Source organism: Micromonospora sp. CNZ299 (assembly GCF_002754415.1).
This window is the reverse complement of the sequence record NZ_PEFG01000001.1, coordinates 3,810,344-3,828,210: the sequence shown is the minus strand read 5'-3', so window position 1 is coordinate 3,828,210 and position 17,867 is coordinate 3,810,344. Positions and strand designations below refer to the sequence as shown.

The 17,867-nt window shown below is 72.5% G+C and carries 17 protein-coding genes and 1 riboswitch; of the genes, 2 read left to right on the top strand and 15 right to left on the bottom strand.

What is annotated here, in order from left to right:
* Positions 1-26: 26 nt before the first annotated feature.
* Positions 27-198: riboswitch (FMN riboswitch) on the bottom strand.
* A gap of 80 nt (positions 199-278) precedes the next feature.
* Both CLT68_RS17885 and rpe read right to left on the bottom strand, forming a co-directional pair.
* The gene (locus CLT68_RS17885; protein WP_088947473.1) at positions 279-1,235 is read right to left on the bottom strand and encodes a response regulator; all 957 of its coding nucleotides are present in this window, start codon (positions 1,233-1,235) and stop codon (positions 279-281) included.
* Position 1,236: 1 nt separating this feature from the next.
* Complete coding sequence (gene rpe / locus CLT68_RS17880; RefSeq protein ID WP_088947472.1) at positions 1,237-1,917, bottom strand: ribulose-phosphate 3-epimerase; 681 nt, start codon at positions 1,915-1,917, stop codon at positions 1,237-1,239.
* Positions 1,918-2,171: 254 nt separating this feature from the next.
* On the opposite strand from rpe, the gene CLT68_RS17875 reads away from it, so the two are divergent.
* Both CLT68_RS17875 and CLT68_RS17870 read left to right on the top strand, forming a co-directional pair.
* Positions 2,172-3,062 (top strand): septum formation family protein, encoded by an 891-nt coding sequence (locus CLT68_RS17875; RefSeq protein ID WP_099852275.1) that lies wholly within the window; start codon positions 2,172-2,174, stop codon positions 3,060-3,062.
* An 83-nt stretch (positions 3,063-3,145) separates the two neighbouring features.
* Entirely contained in the window at positions 3,146-4,036 is an 891-nt protein-coding gene (locus tag CLT68_RS17870; protein WP_099852274.1) for a septum formation family protein, read from the top strand.
* Between the two features lie 65 nt (positions 4,037-4,101).
* Here the strand turns inward: CLT68_RS17870 and CLT68_RS17865 are convergent, their stop codons facing one another.
* From CLT68_RS17865 to CLT68_RS17805, 13 genes are all read right to left on the bottom strand, one after another.
* Positions 4,102-5,580, bottom strand: coding sequence for an RsmB/NOP family class I SAM-dependent RNA methyltransferase (locus CLT68_RS17865; protein WP_370453080.1), 1,479 nt, complete (start codon positions 5,578-5,580; stop codon positions 4,102-4,104).
* On the bottom strand, positions 5,535-6,461 hold the full coding sequence (gene fmt / locus CLT68_RS17860) for a methionyl-tRNA formyltransferase (protein WP_088947468.1): 927 nt from the start codon (positions 6,459-6,461) through the stop codon (positions 5,535-5,537). Before fmt ends, CLT68_RS17865 begins: the two co-directional genes overlap by 46 nt.
* 4 nt (positions 6,462-6,465) lie before the next feature.
* Complete coding sequence (gene def / locus CLT68_RS17855; RefSeq protein ID WP_088947467.1) at positions 6,466-7,023, bottom strand: peptide deformylase; 558 nt, start codon at positions 7,021-7,023, stop codon at positions 6,466-6,468.
* 44 nt (positions 7,024-7,067) lie between these two features.
* Positions 7,068-8,336: a cytochrome P450 gene (locus CLT68_RS17850; RefSeq protein WP_099852271.1), complete on the bottom strand. Its 1,269-nt coding sequence runs from the start codon at positions 8,334-8,336 to the stop codon at positions 7,068-7,070.
* 130 nt (positions 8,337-8,466) lie between these two features.
* The gene (locus CLT68_RS17845) at positions 8,467-9,450 is read right to left on the bottom strand and encodes an AAA family ATPase (protein ID WP_088947465.1); all 984 of its coding nucleotides are present in this window, start codon (positions 9,448-9,450) and stop codon (positions 8,467-8,469) included.
* A 255-nt stretch (positions 9,451-9,705) separates the two neighbouring features.
* The gene (locus tag CLT68_RS17840; RefSeq protein WP_099857296.1) at positions 9,706-11,685 is read right to left on the bottom strand and encodes a primosomal protein N'; all 1,980 of its coding nucleotides are present in this window, start codon (positions 11,683-11,685) and stop codon (positions 9,706-9,708) included.
* A complete protein-coding gene (gene metK, locus CLT68_RS17835; RefSeq protein ID WP_099857294.1) occupies positions 11,682-12,875 on the bottom strand; it encodes a methionine adenosyltransferase in 1,194 nt (397 codons plus the stop codon). The genes CLT68_RS17840 and metK overlap by 4 nt, the downstream gene beginning before the upstream one ends.
* Positions 12,876-12,962: 87 nt before the next feature.
* Positions 12,963-14,171, bottom strand: coding sequence for a bifunctional phosphopantothenoylcysteine decarboxylase/phosphopantothenate--cysteine ligase CoaBC (coaBC, locus tag CLT68_RS17830; protein ID WP_099852270.1), 1,209 nt, complete (start codon positions 14,169-14,171; stop codon positions 12,963-12,965).
* Positions 14,172-14,185: 14 nt separating this feature from the next.
* Entirely contained in the window at positions 14,186-14,449 is a 264-nt protein-coding gene (gene rpoZ / locus CLT68_RS17825; protein ID WP_030335666.1) for a DNA-directed RNA polymerase subunit omega, read from the bottom strand.
* Positions 14,450-14,513: 64 nt separating this feature from the next.
* Positions 14,514-15,047, bottom strand: coding sequence for a nucleoside/nucleotide kinase family protein (locus CLT68_RS17820; protein ID WP_088947462.1), 534 nt, complete (start codon positions 15,045-15,047; stop codon positions 14,514-14,516).
* A 25-nt stretch (positions 15,048-15,072) separates the two neighbouring features.
* A complete protein-coding gene (gene mihF / locus CLT68_RS17815; RefSeq protein ID WP_030335662.1) occupies positions 15,073-15,390 on the bottom strand; it encodes an integration host factor, actinobacterial type in 318 nt (105 codons plus the stop codon).
* 178 nt (positions 15,391-15,568) lie between these two features.
* Positions 15,569-16,405 (bottom strand): orotidine-5'-phosphate decarboxylase, encoded by an 837-nt coding sequence (gene pyrF / locus CLT68_RS17810; protein ID WP_099852268.1) that lies wholly within the window; start codon positions 16,403-16,405, stop codon positions 15,569-15,571.
* A 68-nt stretch (positions 16,406-16,473) separates the two neighbouring features.
* Positions 16,474-17,748: an adenosylmethionine--8-amino-7-oxononanoate transaminase gene (locus tag CLT68_RS17805; RefSeq protein ID WP_099852267.1), complete on the bottom strand. Its 1,275-nt coding sequence runs from the start codon at positions 17,746-17,748 to the stop codon at positions 16,474-16,476.
* Between the last annotated feature and the right edge of the window lie 119 nt (positions 17,749-17,867).

The following is a 17,867-nucleotide window of genomic DNA, read 5'->3' as shown; positions in this document are numbered from 1 at the left end:
GCGGCCGGCTCGGACCCGTCCGTCCCGCGCGCTGTCTCCCATCCGGACTGTCTGGGCGCGGACGAACCGCCCCCAACCGTCGGCCCCGGATTTTCACCAGGTCCACCGGGCGGCCAGAGCCGTCCGGGTCGCGGGCTGACCACGGTTGGACCGTGGATCACCGCCGGTTCGGAATTTCACCGAGTCCCGCCAGCGCGTGGTGGGTTATACGGGCAGTCTTACACGCCGATGCGGGTGCGCCGCCACCTAGGCGAGGTACTTCACAGCGGGATCACGCGTCAGGTGACGCCGCGACGCCGGTCCACTGCCACGTACGAGCCCGGCTGGCTCTTGGCGACCGTCTTCATCTCCGAGGCCACCGCGATCGCTTCGAGGGGGTCGGTGAACCGCTTGCCGGCGTCGGAGAGTGACACCCCGATGGAGAGCGTGACCAGGGCGGCGCGCCGGATGTTGCCGCGCCGGTCCTTCAGCTCGACGAAACCGCGCTCACGGTCGGTCGCGTCGTAGAGCGTGTCGGCCGACTTCTCGAAGTCGACCACCGCACGGGACGTCAGCGGGCGGACCTGGTCCGGGGCGCAGACGATGACGAAGTCGTCGCCACCGACGTGACCGAGGAAGGCCGGTGGCAGCCCCACCGCCACCACCGCCCGGTGCAGGCTGCGGGCCAGCGCGGAGATGAAGTCGTCGCCGCGGACGAAACCGTACCGGTCGTTGACGCTCTTGAACCGGTCGATGTCGATGTAGCCGACCGCGTAGTCGACACCGTGGCGGACCCGGTCGCTGATCTCCCGACGGATCCGGCTGTTGCCGGGCAGCCCGGTCAGCGGGGAGACCTCCCGGAACTCCTTGTTGCGGCGCAACGTGGAGGAGACCCGGGCCACCAGCTCGGCGGTGTCGAACGGCTTGACCAGGTAGTCGTCGGCGCCGGCGCTGAGACCGTGCACCTTGTCCACCGTCATGCCCTTGGCGGTCAACATGATCACCGGAATGGCGGAGGTCATCGGGTCGGCGCGCAGCCGCCTGGTCAGCTCCAACCCGTCGATCCGGGGCATCATCAGGTCGATCACCGCCAGGTCCGGACGCTGGCGTTCGATGACCTCGAGCGCCTCCTGACCGTCGCTGGCGTGGATCACCTCGAAGCCGTGCAGCCGCAGGTTGAACTCGACGAAACGAGCGATGTCCTCGTCGTCGTCGACGACGAGGATGATGTCCTTACGGTCGTCGTCGGAGTCCACCTCAGGCGCCTGGAGCCGCGCGTGCCGCCAGTGCCCGCAGGTGCCGTACGGCCTCGGCCGGGTCGGCGGCGCCGTACACGGCGGTGCCGGCCACGAACGCGTCTGCGCCCGCGGCGGCGGCCTGCTCGATGGTGTCGGCGGCGATGCCGCCGTCCACCTCGATGCGCAGTTCCAGGTGCCCGGCCGAGATGTGCCGGCGGGCGGTACGAACCTTGTCCAGCAGTTGCGGGATGAACCGCTGCCCGCCGAAGCCGGCCTTGATCGTCATGATCAGCAGGGTGTCGAAGCTGGGCAGCAGGTCGAGGTACGGCTCGATCGGGGTGTCCCGGTCGATGGCCAGGCCAGCCTTCGCCCCGGCCGAGCGCAGGTCCTTGGCCAGCGCCACCGGGTCGTCGGACGCCTCAGCGTGGAAGGTGACGTTGTACGCCCCGGCGTCCGCGTAACCGGGGGCCCAGCGGCGCGGATCCTCGATCATCAGGTGCACGTCGAACGGCATCGCGGTGACAGCCCGCAGGCTCTGCACGACGGGCAGCCCGATGGTCAGGTTCGGCACGAAGTGGTTGTCCATCACATCGACGTGCAACCAGTCCGCGGCGTCCTCGACGGCACGGACTTCTTCGGCGAGGCGGGCGAAATCGGCGGCCAGAATGCTCGGCGCGACGATCGGCGGCGGTACGGTCACGTGGTCAGTGTACGAACGTTGCGGCCCGCAACCCGCATCGCGGCACCAACAGGGACGCGCTGTGACCCAGCAGTGACCAGTGGTGCAGAATTGGTCGCTCCGGACCGCCGATTCCGGACGAACAGACGTCAGTGGCTGGCCGATCGACGGAAAGGCGACGACACTCCAACCGGGACTGTGCCGTAGGCTGCACGCCCGCCGGGGTCTCGCCGCGGGGCGCGGTGACCGGCCGCCAGCTCCCGGAAGGGCGGACGATGCGACGGTGGCTTCCAGCGCTGGCGCTGGCCGGCGTCACCACGATGCTGCTGGCCGGCTGCGCGCCGGCGCGAGGCGCGGACGGTGACCTTACCGACGACTGGCCGGCGCTGCGGGTCCCGAAGCCGTTCGCTCCCGCCGCCGACACCTGCCTGCCCCGGATCATCCCGGTCGTGCAGGCCAGCACCTACGAGACGGTGGACTGCGCGCGCAGCCACCTGGCCGAGACCATCCACGTCGGCACGTTCGTCGGGCCCGACGCGCTGACCGAGACCCGACCCGAGCCCGGGGCGACGGCGCTGCGCACCGCCCGCGCCGAGTGCGACCAGCGGGCCCGGGAGGTGCTCGGCGGCGACTGGCACACCGCCCGGCTGGCGCTGTCGCTCGCGTTGCCGTCCGCACCCGCCTGGTCCGGCGGCGCGCGCTGGTTCCGCTGCGACCTCAGCGAGACCGGCAGCATCGACAACACCCGCCCGGTCAACCGCACCGGCAGCCTGCGCGGCGCGCTGATCGGCGACAACCCGCTGACGCACCGCTGCTTCGACCCGAAGCTGATCGGCGACAACCTCAACTACATGGCGCCGGTGCTCTGCACCGAACCGCACCGCGCCGAGTTCGTGGGCGTCTACGAGGAGCGGGACATGAGCTGGGCCGACTTCAAGAAGTCGCCCGCGCAGGCGCACCAACGCTGCATGCAGTTGATCGCCGAGTTCGCGTCCGTGCCGAACAACAGCGACCTGCCGTACCGGGCCGGGTCCATCTACTACCCACCGTCGCAACGCGAGTGGGAGGAGGGTGACCGGGGCGTTCGGTGTTTCCTGTGGAGCGACGACCGCAAACTCACCCGCTCGATGCGGGGTGCCGGCCCGGAGGGACTACCGGCGATCTGAACATCGGTGCCGTATGCTGCTGCGCCGTGGCGCTACCGACCGGCGAGGTCCGGCCGGAGGCCACCAGCGGCGGGAGGTCGGGGATGCGACGGTGGTTGGCGGCGTTCGCCGGGGGTGCGGCCCTGGCCCTGGCACTGGCCGGGTGCGGCGCACCCGCCGGAGTCGACACTGACCTCATCGACGACTGGCCGGCGCCCGTCGCGGCGCAGCAGTTCGTGCCCGCCGCCGACGTCTGCCACCACTCCTCCCAGCAGGTCGGCTTCCTGAGCGGTTACAACCCGATGCCGTGCACCGAGGCGCACCGGGTGGAGACCATGCACGTCGGCACCCTCACCGGCCCGGGCGCCGAGCGTGACGCACCGCCGCAGGCCGGGTCGGTGGGCATGCGGGCCGCGCAGAGCGCCTGCGACACCGAGGTCAACAAGGCGCTGGGCGCCGACTGGCGGTCCGGGCGACTCGGCGTGACAGTCGTGCTGCCCTCGCCGCAGGCGTGGTCGGGCGGGGCCCGCTGGTACCGCTGCGACGTCACCGAGATCGCCAGCATCGACGACACCGCTGTCGACCTGCGCACCGGCAGCCTCCGGGGCGCACTGTCCGGCGCGGCGCCACTGGCGTACCGCTGCTTCAACCCGAAGCTGGTCAAGGACGACGTCGACGAGATGGTGCCGGTGTCCTGCACCGCCAAGCACCACGCCGAGTTCGTCGGGGTCTGGCAGGCGCCGGACGTCACCTACGCCGAGTTCTCCCGCACCATCAAGCGCACCCACCGTGCCTGCCAGTCGATGATCGCCAAGTACGCGAAGGTACCGGACAACTCCCAGCTCGACTTCCGCGCCGGGACGATCTACTACCAGCCGTACGAGGAGGAGTGGAAGAACGGCAACCGGGGCGTGCAGTGCTTCCTCTGGATCTCCGACCGCAACCTCACCCGCTCGATGAAGAACGCCGGCAACAAGGGCCTCCCGGTCACCTGAGCGCCCCTGAGCCGAAGGAAGGGCCCCGAGGGGCCCTTCCTTCGCGCGTCGGGTGTCGGTGCGACTCAGCCTCGGCGCAGGACGGCGAGGAACATCGCGTCGGTGCCGTGGCGGTGCGGCCAGAGCTGCACGGTCGGCCCGTCGCCCAGACCGGGCATGCCGGCCGGCAGCAGCGGCCGGGCGTCCACGAAGTCCACAGCGACCCCGCTACGGCGGGCCGCCTCGGTCACCGTCACGTGTGTCTCGACAGTGTGCGGCGAGCAGGTGACGTAGGCGACCAGCCCACCGGGGCGGACCGCCCGCAGCGCCGCGCCGAGCAACTCCCGCTGCAGCCGGGTCAGCGGCGGCAGGTCGGACGGCTGGCGACGCCAGCGCGACTCCGGCCGGCGGCGCAGCGACCCCAGCCCAGTGCACGGGGCGTCGACCAGCACCCGGTCGAAGTGCTGCTCCGGCAGCTTCGGGTCGCCGCCGACCTCACGGCCATCCATGGTCAGCACGGCCACCGGCAGGTCCCGGGTCGCCAGGGAGACCAGCCGGGCGCGGTGCTCGGCCACCTCCACCGCTGTCACCCGGGCACCACGTTGCGCGGCCAGCGCGCCGAGCAGCCCAGCCTTGCCACCAGGGCCGGCGCACAGGTCCAGCCAACGCCCGTCCGGGCCGTCCAGCGGCGCGTCGGCGAGTGCGGCGGCCACCAGCTGGGAGCCCTCGTCCTGGACGTGGGCGCGACCGTCGACCACCGCCGGGATGTCGCCCGGCGCGCCGCCGGGCAGATAGACGGCGTACGGCGAGAAGGCACCGGGCGCTCCGCCGACCTGGTCGGCCAACTCGACCGGGTCGATCAGCCCCGGCCGCGCGCACAGGTGCACCGGCGGGCGCTCATTGTCCTCGATCAGCAGGCGCTCGGTCTCACCCAGATCACCGTCGAGCGCCTCGGAGAACGCCCGCACGATCCACTGCGGGTGGCTGTACGCCAGTGCGAGGTGCCCGACCGGGTCGGTCTCCATCGGTGGGGCGAGCTTCTCCACCCAGGCGTCCGCGTCCCGGGTGGACACCTCGCGCAGCACCGCGTTGGCGAAGCCGGTGGCACCCGGTGCGACCGAGCGGACCAGGTCCACTGTCGACGAGACGGCGGCGTGCGCCGGCACCCGGGTGTGCAGCAGCTGGTACGCCCCGAGCCGCAGCGCGTCACGCACCGGCGGGTCGATCCGGGCCACGTCCCGGCCGGCCGCATCGGTCAGGATCGCGTCCAACGTGCCGAGGTGGCGCAGGGTGCCGTAGGTCAGTTCGGTGGCGAAGGCCGCGTCCCGACCGAACAGCCCCTCCTCCCGAAGGATCATGGGCAGAACGAGGTTGGCGAACGCGTCGTCGCGGTGCACCGCGGCAACCGCCTCGTACGCCGCACGACGCGGTCGGTCCAGTGGTGGCCGGACCGGCCGGCGGTCCCCGCCACGACCCGCGGGCGGGCCGGAGCGGGTGGGGCGGGTGCCCTCGGGGGCTGTCACGCGAAGTCCTCTCCAGTGCCGACCCGGACGCCGCGCGCCCAGTCGGTCGCGCCCATTGCCCGCTTGCCCGCGGCGCGGACCTCGCCGAGGCGCACCGGCACTGTCGCCGTGCCGCTCAGCACCCGGGACTTCTCCACCAGCAACTCCCCCGGCTTCAACTCTGGGCCGTCCGGCACCGGCACGACCGGGCCGAGCTTCACCCGCTCGCCCCGGAAGGTGGTCCAGCTGCCCGGGGCCGGGGTGCAGGCCCGGATCCGACGGTCCACGGCGAAGGCCGGATCGCTCCAGCGCACCCGGGCGTCGTCCACAGTCAGCTTCGGCGCCAACGACACCCCGTCGGCGGGCTGCGGCTCGGCCCGGGCGGTGCCGTCGGCGATCGCGTCGAGCACCGCCACCAGCAGACCGGCACCGGAGTCGGCGAGCCGCTCCAGCAGGTCACCGGAGGTGTCGGCGGCCCGGATCTCGTCGGTCAGGGTGCCGTAGACCGGGCCGGTGTCCAGGCCCTCCTCCAACTGGAAGACGCTGGCACCGGTCAGCTCGTCGCCGTGCAGCACGGCGTGCTGCACGGGTGCGGCACCCCGCCACGCGGGCAGCAGCGAGAAGTGCAGGTTGATCCAGCCGTGCCGGGGGATCTCCAGGGCGGCCGGCGGCACCAACGCGCCGTAGGCCACCACCGGCACGCAGTCCGGCGCGAGCGCGCGGAGCCGGTCGAGGAACTCGGGGTCGCGGGGACGGGCCGGCGTGAGCACCTCGACGCCGTGCTCGTCGGCCCACTCGCCGACCGGGGACCGGGACAGGCCACGCCCGCGTCCGGCGGGCGCGTCGGGCCGGGTGACCACGGCGACCAGCTCGTGCCGGGAGGCGGCGACGGCGGCCAGGGCGGGAACGGCGACGGCCGGCGTGCCAGCGAAGATCACGCGCATCCGGTCACCGACCCAGACCGAACGGGTCGCTGAGGTGCGGACTGAGCTTCACCGTGGGCGGGGCCGCCGCGTCGTACCACTCGGCCTGGCGGATCGCCTTCATGGCCTCCTTGCGCCCGGCGGCGTCCAGCCGGTCGAGGAAGAGCACACCGTCGAGGTGGTCGGTCTCGTGCTGCACACAGCGGGCCATCAGGCCGCTGCCGACGATCTGCATCGGGTCGCCGAACGAGCTGAAGCCCTTGGCGATGACGTTCTGACGGCGCTTGGTGTCGAAGTAGAGCCCGGGGATGGACAGGCAGCCCTCCGGGCCGTCCTGCTCCTCCTCGTCGGGGAACTCGAGCACGGGGTTGACCAGGTGCCCGAGCACGTCGTCGACGTCGAAGGCGAACACCCGCAGGCTCACACCGAGCTGCGGGGCGGCCAGGCCGGCGCCGTTCTGCTCACGCATCGTGTCGGTGAGGTCGGCGACGAGCCGACGCAGCTCGGCGTCGAAGTCGACCACCGGATCGGCCGGCGTGCGCAGCACCGGATCCCCAAACAGACGGATGGGCTGGACGGTCACGCGGGGTGGCTCCTTCATGGGTCGGACGGGGATGCCGTACCAGTCTACGGAGTGCCCCGCCACGTGCCGGCCGGCGTACCTCGATCGGCGACGGCCGGTGTGCCCAGCGTCACCAACAGGCTCTCGTAGCCACGCAGGGTGAGCCGGGTCCGGTGCCGGGGCTGCTCGGCCAGCGCCAGCTCGGGGAGGCGGCGCAGCAGCATCGGGAAGGCCAGCTGCGCCTCCAGCCGGGCCAGGCCGGCGCCGAGGCAGTAGTGCGGGCCGGCGCCGAAGGACAGCGGGTGCGCCTGGGCACGGGTCGGGTCGAAGCGCTGTGGGTCGGGAAACCGGCGTGGGTCCCGGTTCGCCGCGCCGAGCAGCAGCAGCGTCGTGCTGCCGGCCGGGAGGTCGAGCCCGCCGCAGCGCACCGGCGCCGTGCTGGTCCGGGTGGTCAGCTGCACCGGCGAGTCGTAGCGCAGCAGCTCCTCGACGTACGCCGGGGCGAGCGCGGGATCGGCGCGCAGCTCGGCGGCGGCGGCCGGGTGGTCCAGCAGCACGACGAGACCGTTGCCGAGCAGGTTGGTGGTGGTCTCGAAGCCGGCCACCAGCAGCACCACCAGGTTGGCCAGCAGTTCGTCGCCGGTGAGCCGGTCGCCGTCGGCGTCGTGCACCTGGACCAGCGCGGTGGTCAGGTCGTCGGCCGGTGCCCGCCGCCGGGCGACGATCAGCTCGACGAAGTAGTCGCGCAGCTCGGAGGCGCCCGCGTCGGCGACCGTCAACTCCTCGGGGGTAATTTCCGGCTCCAGCACCCCGGTCAGGTCACCGGCCCAACGGCGGAACAGCGGCCGGTCGGCGGCGGGTACGCCGAGCAGCTCGCAGATCACCCCGACCGGCAGCGGGTACGCGAAGTCGGCCAGCACGTCGACCGGAGCGCCGTCCTCGGCCCGGGAGACGATCGCGTCGAGCAGTTCCTCGGCCTGCGCCCGCACCACGTCGCGCATCCCGGCGATCCGGCGGGGGCTGAACGCCCCGGCGGCCAGCCGACGCATCCGGCTGTGGTCCGGCGGGTTGGTGCGCAGCATGGACCGGGCGATCGACGACACGGCGGGGCTGTCCCGCCAGTTCGGCCAGACCTCGTCGCGCAGCGGGTCGTCGAGCACCCCGAGGCGGGGGTCGCGCAGCAGCTCGTCGGCCTCCGGGTAGCCGGTCACCACGTACAGGCCCGGCATCGCCTGCACCACCGGCCCGTGGGCGCGCAGCCGCTCGTACGTCGGGTACGGGTCGACGCGTCCCTGCGGCGACATGAGCAGTGTGAGCGCTTCGGCAGCCTCCATGGCTGGCCTCCCCCGTCGATGCGTCGGAGGTTCCATCATCCCGGTGCGGCCGCCATCCGGCAGCCCTCGGCGCCATGCAGTCGACGCCGAGCACACAGGCAGCGGCGACTCAGGCGCCGACGCCCACAGCTCAGGCGCTGGCGGCCGGGTCCCCGGCGAGCACCGCGTCACCGCGGAGGAGCGCGGGCTCAGGCAGCGGCAGCTGGATCTTGTGAGCCGCCTCCCAGTCGTAGATCAGACCGGGGCGGACCTGGGCGGCGAAGTAGTCGATCGCCGTCATCCCACCCACGACCGGCTCGTCGACCTCGGCGACCAGCTGGGCGGGGACCATGGAGAACCCGTTCTGGAGGGCGGCGCTGAGGCGGCGGTGACCGTCGACGACGAAGAAGTACTCGCCGGTGAACCCGATCTTCAGGGGTTCGAGGGCCTCGTCGCCGGCCTCGGCCACGTCGCCGACGAAGTCGGTGTCCCACAGACCGCGCAGCGTGGCGATGTCCTCGGTCGGGTAGACGCGGGCCGGGTCCAGCAGCAGCAGCGGCGGGCCGTCACGCAGCACCTCGGCGCCGAGCTTCCCCTCGTACGCGGCGACGATATGCTCGATCACCTCGGTGGCGGACGCCCTGGTGGTGTCGCAGATCAGGTCGTAGTTGCGCAGCCGGGCCTTGTCCACGCCGTATCGGATGATGAACCGGCTGCGCTCGCTCACGCTGCGCTCACGAAGCTTGGCCTTGGCCTCCTCCAGGGAGGCGTAGCTCTCCGCCGGGCCGGACGGTCGGGCGAGCACCCGACGGGCCGCCTCGCCCGGCTCGGTGATCATGTGGACCTTGAGCGCGTCGGTGAAGAAGTGCCAGGCCAGCCGGGAGTCCATGACCAGGCGCTCACCGGAGGCGGCGATGTCCCGCTGAAGCTGGTCGACGTAGCCGTCGACAGCCTGGTCGAGCTCGGCGTGCAGGTTGAGCTGCAACGCGGTCATCTGCCGCTGCTGCGCCATCTCCCGGTAGAGGTCCCCCACACTGACCCGGCGCATGCCGAGCCGCTTGGCGATCTCGACCGACACGGTGCTCTTGCCGCTGCCGAGGTCGCCGTTGAAGACGATCGATTGTCCAACGGTCACGACTGGTCCACCCCTGATCACCGGATCATTGACATCATCGACATCGCGCCCGAGCAACGCGTTACCGCCATTGTCGCGCCATCCTGCGGCGGCCCCAACTCGGCGCGTCCGACGCTCCGTCGCGACCTGGAGCCGCCGTACGCCTCGGCATGACGGGCGATGCTACCACTCTGACGCCACCGCCCTGCCGGACGCGGTGTGCGGGCGACCACCCGACGGACGGGCTGCGGCACCGCCGGCACCGGCGGAAACTTCTCAGAAGAGGCTCAACGGATCGACCTGGAGACGGACCGGGTCGGCGGCCTTGCGGGCGGCACGAACACCGGCAGCCGAGTGCAGCGCCTCGGCGAGCGCGGCAGCTCGGGCCCGGGGCACCCGGACCAGCATCCGCTCCCGGCCCTCCTCGGCCGGCACCGGCCCGAGCACCTCGGCGTCCGCGGGCAGCCGGGCAGCGGTGAGCAGGTCCGCCACCGCCTCGGCCGGGCCGGTGACGCTCGCCATCCGTACCGCCGGCGGGAAGCCCAGCTCCCGGCGCTCGGCCAGCTCCCGGCCGGCGAACCAGGCCGCGTCCCAGCGCAGCAACGCCTGCACCGGGGCGAGCGCGCCGTCGGCGACCACCACCACCCGGCCGGCCGGCGCCGGGCGGGCCAGGGCCGCCGCGGCCAGCCAACGCCGCAGCGCCTCCTCCCCGGCCCGCAGGTCCGCCCGGGTCAGCAGGGCCCACGAGTCGAGCAGCAGCACCGCGCCGTAGCCGCCCTCGGCGACCGGCTCCGCGCCCGGAGTGGCCACCACCAGGGCCGCACCGCCGGGCACGTCGGTCAGCACCTCCTCGCGCCCCGAGGTGCGCACCGGGACATCGGGAAACGCCCGGCCCAGTTCCTCGGCGGTCCGCCGGGCGCCGGTCACCGCAGCCCGCAGCCGCCGCCCACCGCACTCCGGGCAGGCGTACGCGGCGGCCACCCGCGCACACCACCGGCAGGCCGGGGTGCCGCCGGCCGAGGGCAGCGCGAGCGGGCCGGCGCAGTGCGCGCAGCGCGCCGGGGTGCGGCAGTCGGCGCAGGAGATCGACGGCAGGTAGCCGCGTCGGGGCACCTGCACCAGCACCGGATGGTCCTGCCGGAGGGCGTCGCGGGCGGCCGTCCAGGCCAGGCTGGGCAGCCGGGCGGTGGCGGCCCCGGGGTCGCGGGCCAGTTGGGGGTCGTCGCCGGTCGGCGCGATGGCCGGGATACGGGCCCGCACGGTCGTCCGGTCGGCGACCACCTCCCGCGCCCAGCCGGTCTCCAGCAGCAGTTGCGCCTCGGAGGTCCGGGCGTACCCACCGACCAGCGCCCCGGCCTCGGCGAGCTGGACGCGGGTGAGCAGCACGTCACGCGCGTGCGGGTAGGGGGCCCGGGGTTCGGAGTGCAGGTCGTCGCCGTCGTCCCAGATGGCGACCAGGCCGAGCCGGTCCACCGGGGCGAACATCGCCGCCCGGGTGCCGATCACCACCGGCACCTGGCCACGGCGGGCGGCGAGGAACGCACGGTAACGCCGGGCCGGCCCGAGCGCGGCGGAGAGGCTGACGTGCCGTCCCGGACCGAGCACGCTGGTGAGCGCGGCGTCCAGCCGGTCGAGGTCACGGGCGTCGGGCACCACGACGACCGCGCCGCGCCCCCCGGCGACGGTGGCGGCCACCGCGTCGGCGTAGCGGGCCGCCCAGTCCTCGCCGGGCAGCGCCGACCAGACCGCACGCGGTGCGCGGCCGTCGGTGAGCGCGCGCAGCAGCGCGGGGCCGGTCGGGTAGTCCCGCCAGCCACGCGGGTCGACCGCTGCGGCCTCGGCGACGGCCGTCGGGCCGGGTTCGTCGTCGCGGGCCTCCTTCTCCACCCGCGCGTGCCGGGGCGGCACGGCGAGCCGGAGCACGTCGGCGAGGTTGCCCGCGTACCGGTCGGCGACCGCCCGGGCCAGCCGGGCGACCTCGGGCGCCAGCACCGGCTCCGGCGAGACCACCTTCTCCAGGTACGCGAGCCGGCCGGTGTGCCCGGAGTCGTCGGCACGGGACAGCAACCACCCGTCGACGAGCTGCCCGGCGAAGCGCACCTTCACCCGCGTACCGGGAACCGCCACCTCGTCCAGCTCGGCGGGCACCAGGTAGTCGAACGGGCGGTCCAGGTGCGCCAGCGGGACATCCACGCAGACGCGCGCGACCGGCGACCCATCCGCGGGTCGCCGGTCGCTGTGCCTGGTGGCGGTCAGGCTCCCGCGGCCGACTTGAGGTCGGCGGCCCGGTCGGTGCTCTCCCAGGTCAGGTCCGGCAGCTCCCGGCCGAAGTGGCCGTACGCGGCGGTCTGCTGGTAGATCGGGCGGAGCAGGTTGAGGTCCCGGATGATCGCGGCCGGGCGCAGGTCGAACACCTCGGTGACGGCCTTCTCGATCGAGGAGACCGGCACGGTCTCGGTGCCGAACGTCTCGATGAACAGGCTCACCGGGTGCGCCTTGCCGATGGCGTAGGCGACCTGCGCCTCGCACCGCTCGGCCAGGCCGGCGGCGACCACGTTCTTGGCGACCCAGCGCATCGCGTACGCGGCCGAGCGGTCCACCTTGGACGGGTCCTTGCCGGAGAACGCGCCACCGCCGTGCCGGGCGTACCCGCCGTAGGTGTCGACGATGATCTTGCGGCCGGTCAGGCCGGCGTCACCCATCGGGCCGCCGATCTCGAAGCGGCCGGTCGGGTTGACCAGCAGTCGGTAGCCCTCGGTGTCCAACCCGAGGCTCTCCAGCTCCGGCGCGATGACGTGGTCACGCACGTCCGGGGTGAGCAGCGATTCCAGCGAGATGTCCGCGGCGTGCTGGCTGGACACGACAACGGTGTTCAGCCGGACCGGGCGCAGCCCCTCGTACTCGATGGTGACCTGGGTCTTGCCGTCCGGACGCAGGTAGGGAATCGTGCCGTCCTTGCGGACCGCAGCCAGCCGGCGGGCCAGCCGGTGGGCGAGGGCGATCGGCAGCGGCATCAGCTCGGGCGTCTCCGAGCAGGCGAAGCCGAACATCATGCCCTGGTCGCCGGCGCCCTGCGCGTCCAGCGCGCTCTCCGACGCCCCGGTACGCAGCTCGAAGGCGTTGTCCACGCCCTGCGCGATGTCCTCGGACTGCGCGCCGATGGAGACGCTGACCCCGCAGGAGGCGCCGTCGAAGCCCTTCTTCGACGAGTCGTAGCCGATGTCGAGGATGGTCCGGCGGACGATCGTCGGGATGTCGGCGTACGCCTTGGTGGTCACCTCACCGGCGATGTGCACCTGGCCGGTGGTGATCATGGTCTCCACCGCGACCCGGCTGTGCGGGTCCTCGGCCAGCAGCGCGTCGAGGATGCCATCGCTGATCTGGTCAGCGATCTTGTCCGGGTGGCCTTCCGTGACCGATTCGGACGTGAAGAGACGGCGTGTCACGGCACTCCTAAGCGTGTGAGGTCGTTCCGCGGCAGTCTAATCACCACTGCGGCCGGTGTCGGGATCGGTCGCGCCGTTTACCACTCGTCAGGAACTACCGGGCAGCCGCGCCACGACGAGATCCCAGACGGTGTCGGCCACGGCCTCCTTGGCCTGCTCGGGAAGCCGGCTGACCGAGCCGTCCGCCCCGATGACCGTCACCGTGTTGGTGTCGGCGCCGAACACCTTGTCGTGACCGACCTCGTTGATCACGATCAGGTCGGCCCGCTTCCGGGCGAGCTTTGCTCTGCCGTTGGCCTCGGCGTCGCCGGTCTCGGCGGCGAACACCACCAGCAGCTGCTCCGGTCGCTTGCGCTGGCCGAGCTCCGCTGCGATGTCGGGGTTCGTGACGAGCTCGATGGTGGGCGCGACACCATCGTCCGACTTCTTGATTTTGCCAGCCGCGTACGTCGCCGGGCGGAAATCGGCCGGAGCCGCCGCCATCACCACCGCGTCCGCGTCGACGGCGGCCTTCACCGTCGCCTCCCGCAGCTCGGCGGTGGTGCCCACCCGGATCAGGTCGACGCCGGCGGGATCGGGCAGGGAGACGTTCGCCGCGATGAGGGTGACCCGGGCGCCCCGGGCCACGGCGGCGCGGGCGAACGCGTAACCCTGCTTGCCCGAGGAGCGGTTGCCCAGGAAGCGGACCGGGTCCAGTGGCTCCCGGGTGCCACCCGCGGTGACGACCACCCGACGGCCGGCCAGGTCGGCGGGGGCGACGTCGCCCCGGGCCAGCACCTGACGGGCGATGGCGAAGATCTCCGCCGGGTCGGGCAGTCGCCCCTTGCCGGTGTCGACGCCGGTGAGCCGGCCGACGGCGGGCTCGATGACCCGGACGCCCCGGGAGCGCAGCGTGGCGACGTTGGCGACAGTGGCCGGGTGCTCCCACATCTCGGTGTGCATGGCGGGGGCCAGCAGCACCGGGCAGCGGGCGGTCAGCAGGGTGTTGGTCAGCAGATCGTCGGCGAGCCCGTGCGCGGCCTTGGCGAGCAGGTCGGTGGTGGTCGGCGCGACCACCACCAGATCGGCCTGCTTACCGAGTCGGACGTGCGGCACCTCGTGGACGTCGGTCCAGACGTCGTCGGCGACCGGCTGGCCGGAGAGTGCCGCCCAGGTCGGCACCCCGACGAACCGGAGCGCCGACGCGGTCGGCACGACACGGACCCGGTGACCTGATTCGGTGAAGAGTCGCAGCAGCTCACACGCCTTGTAGGCGGCGATGCCGCCGCCAACCCCGAGGACGATCGAGGCGGACATCGGCCGGCGAGTGCTTACGGCTGGTCGGTCGGCTCGGCGGTGAGCAGGCCCGAGTTGATCTCGCGCATGGCGATGGAGAGGGGCTTCTCCTGCGGGGTGGTCTCGACGAGCGGGCCGACGTACTCCAGCAGACCCTCACCGAGCTGGCTGTAGTAGGCGTTGACCTGGCGCGCCCGCTTGGCGGCGAAGATGACCAGCGCGTACTTCGACGTCGTCTTCTCGAGGAGCTCGTCGATCGGCGGGTTGGTGATGCCTTCGGGGTTGGCGATGGATCCCACGAATTAACCTCTGCGTCTTTCGAGCCGCGCGGACGCGGTGCTGAGTCTCAACAGCGGCCGACCGTCAGCCGCGCACTCGCGACCAGGTCGGATCCGGATAAGAAGAACCGAGTAATCCTACCAGCTCGTCGGCCACCCGCTCGGTGAGGTCGTGGGTCAGCGTGTGCTCGAAGGCGGCCGCCACCACGGCGTCGGGGTGATACCCGGGTGGGCTCAGCAGCACCAGCCGCGAATCGGGCAGGCGCGCGCGCACCAGCGGGGCGCCGGGCAGGTCGAGCGAAAGAAGCACCGGCTGCCCGGCGTCGAGCCGGGCGCGCAGCGGTTGGTACGGGGTGCCCCGGCGGTACGAGCCGATCCGGGACCACTCCAGCAGCTCGCCGGCGACGAGTCGGCGATCGAACTCGGCGGGGGCGAGGAAGACGCGGTCAACGCCGTCGATTTCCGACTCCCGGCGCGGCCGTGTGGTCGCCGGCACCGGCAACCACACGGACGGAGAACGCGCCCGGACGAGCTCGACGACACTCTCCCTGCCGGAACCCGAAGGTCCAGCCAGGACAGTGAGCCGAGCCGCCGGGCGCGCCTCGTCATCCGTGCTCACTGCTTGTTTCTACACGCTGCCAGGTTCAGTTGGCGGCGAACTCTCCAAGCAGTGCCTTGCGCTGCTGCTCGCCGAGGCCACGCAGGCGACGGCTGTCGGCGATCTTGAGCTTCTCCATGATCTGGGTCGCCCGGATCTTGCCGATACCCGGCATGGCCTGCAGGACGGCCGAAACCTTGAGCTTGCCGACGACGTCGTCGCTCTCGGCGCGCTCGAGGACAGCACCGAGGGTGGTCTTGCCCTGCTTGAGCTGCTCCTTCAGCTGAGCACGGGCCTTGCGGATCTCCGCGGCCTTCTCGAGCGCGGCAGCGCGTTGTTCGGGGGTCAGTGACGGGAGCGGCACCAGTTCTCCTCAGGTCCCTATCGCGGCGGGCGGGGCGCACCGCCGCATCTGTGAAACGTGGTGTCGCTGTGAACCAAGGGGTCCGTGGTTCCCAGCGCGGGGAAAACTAGCGGTCAACGGAGCTTTCGGCAACGTGGGGGGCCCATGATCAACGCACAGTGACCGACCCGTCAGTCAGTCACCGGGCAGGCAATACGGCCCGGCAGTCGGCCAGAACCCGGTCCGCGGCGGCCCGCAGGGCAGCGACGTCGGGGCCCGCCGAGAGCACCTCCCGGGAGTACGACGGGAGCACCGAGCCCAGGCTCGAACCGAAGACGGTACGCAGATCGGCTGCCCCGGCACCCTGCGCGCCGAGGCCCGGGGCGAGCAGTGGACCCCCCACGCCGCATAGGTCGTGACCGGTGTCGCCGATGGTCGCCCCGACCACCAGACCGAAGCTCCCGAGTGGTGTCGCACCCCTGTTGAGCTGGGAAATCTCGTCGATGACGGTCTGCGCCACGGTGCGGCCGTCGGCCGTACGCGCCTGCTGCACGGCCGCGCCCTCGGGGTTGGAGGTGAGGGCGAGCACGAACACCCCGCCGCCGTGCTGGGCGGCCAGCTCGAACATCGGCGCCAGCGAACCGACCCCGAGGTAGGGGCTCGCGGTGACCGCGTCGACATACAGCGGGCTGGATGGATCAAGGTACGCGGAGGCGTACGCGCTCACCGTCGAGCCGATGTCGCCGCGCTTGACGTCAAGGAGAACGAGCGAGCCGGCATCCCGTAACTGTCGGATAGTTGACTCAAGAATCGCCACGCCGTGGGACCCGAATCGCTCGAAAAAGGCCGACTGAGGCTTGACCACCGCAACCCGGTCACCGAGGGCTTCCACGACGGTTTGGGTGAAGCGGTCAAGACCCTGAAGGTCGTCGGCGAGGCCCCAACGGGCCAGTAGACCGGGGTGCGGGTCGATGCCCACACAGAGTGGCCCTCGCTCGTCGACCGCCCGGTGCAGCCGGCTTCCGAAGCTCTCCATCCGGTACTCCCTCTCTCCTCCTGCCGGGCGGCGGACCGCCTCCCGGGTACCCGTCGACCACTACCGGTTCAGCCGGCCGCCACCGCCGCCGCGACGCCAGTCGCGATCCGAGCCAGGTCGACGTCGTCGGTGACGTACGGCGGCATCGTGTAGACCAGGTCGCGGAACGGGCGCAACCACACCCCCTGCTCGACTGCGGCCCTGGTGGCCGCGCCGAGGTCGACCTCGTGATCGAGCTGCACCACCCCGATCGCGCCGAGCACCCGCACGTCGGCGACGCCCGGCGTGCCGCGCAGGGGCTCCAGACCGGCACGCAGACCGGCGCCGACCCTGGCGACCTGCCCCGCCCAGTCCCCGGCCCGCAGCAGCCCGATGGAGGCGTTGGCCACCGCGCAGGCCAATGGGTTGCCCATGAACGTGGGCCCGTGCGCCAGCACGCCGGCGGCGGAGATACCACGGGCGACCTCAGGGGTGCAGAGCGTCGCCGCGAGCGTCAGGTAGCCCCCGGTGAGTGCCTTGCCCACGCACAGCACGTCCGGGGTCACCCCGGCGTGCTCGGCCGCGAACATCGCACCGGTACGGCCGAACCCGGTGGCGATCTCGTCGAAGATCAGCAGCACCCCGTGGGCGCGGGTCACCTCGCGCAGCACCCGCAGGTAACCCGGGTGGTGGAAACGCATCCCGCCGGCGCCCTGGACGACGGGTTCGACGATCACCGCGGCCAGCTCGTCGGCGTACCGCTCGACGGTCTCCACCAACGCCGCCACGTACGCGTCGTCGGGCGGGTCGTCGAAGCCGCCCGGCGGAACCGGCGCGAACACCTGACGGGGCAGCACGTCGCCCCAGAGGTGGTGCATGCCGCCCTCCGGGTCGCAGACGCTCATCGGGTGGAACGTGTCGCCGTGGTAGCCGCCCCGCCAGGTCGCCAGCCGGCGTCGCTGCGGCTGCCCGACGGCCCGCTGGTACTGCAGGCACATCTTCACCGCCACCTCCACGCTGACGGAGCCGGAGTCGGCCAGGAACACGTGCTCCAGGCCCTCCGGGGTCAGCTCGACCAGGGTCCGGGCGAGCTGCACGGCGGGCTCGTGGGTGAGTCCGCCGAACATCACGTGACTCATCCGGCCGAGCTGATCGGTCACCGCCGCGTCCAGCACCGGGTGCCGGTACCCGTGGATCGCCGCCCACCAGGACGACATCCCGTCCACCAGCTCCCGCCCGTCGGCCAGCCGCAGTCGTACCCCCTCGGCGCTCCGCACCACGTAGGGCGGGTTCGTCGGCGGCAGCGCGGCGTACGGGTGCCAGACGTGCGCCCGGTCGGCGGCCAGGATCTCCTCGGGTGTCACGCGTACTCCTTCGTGCCTCAGGCGGCCCGGACGGCGGACGTCCTGCGGCCGGGTCGAACCTCGCCGTCGCCGCCTCCCGCGCCGCCGCCGCTCCCCTGTCCGCTGCCTTTGCTCTGCAC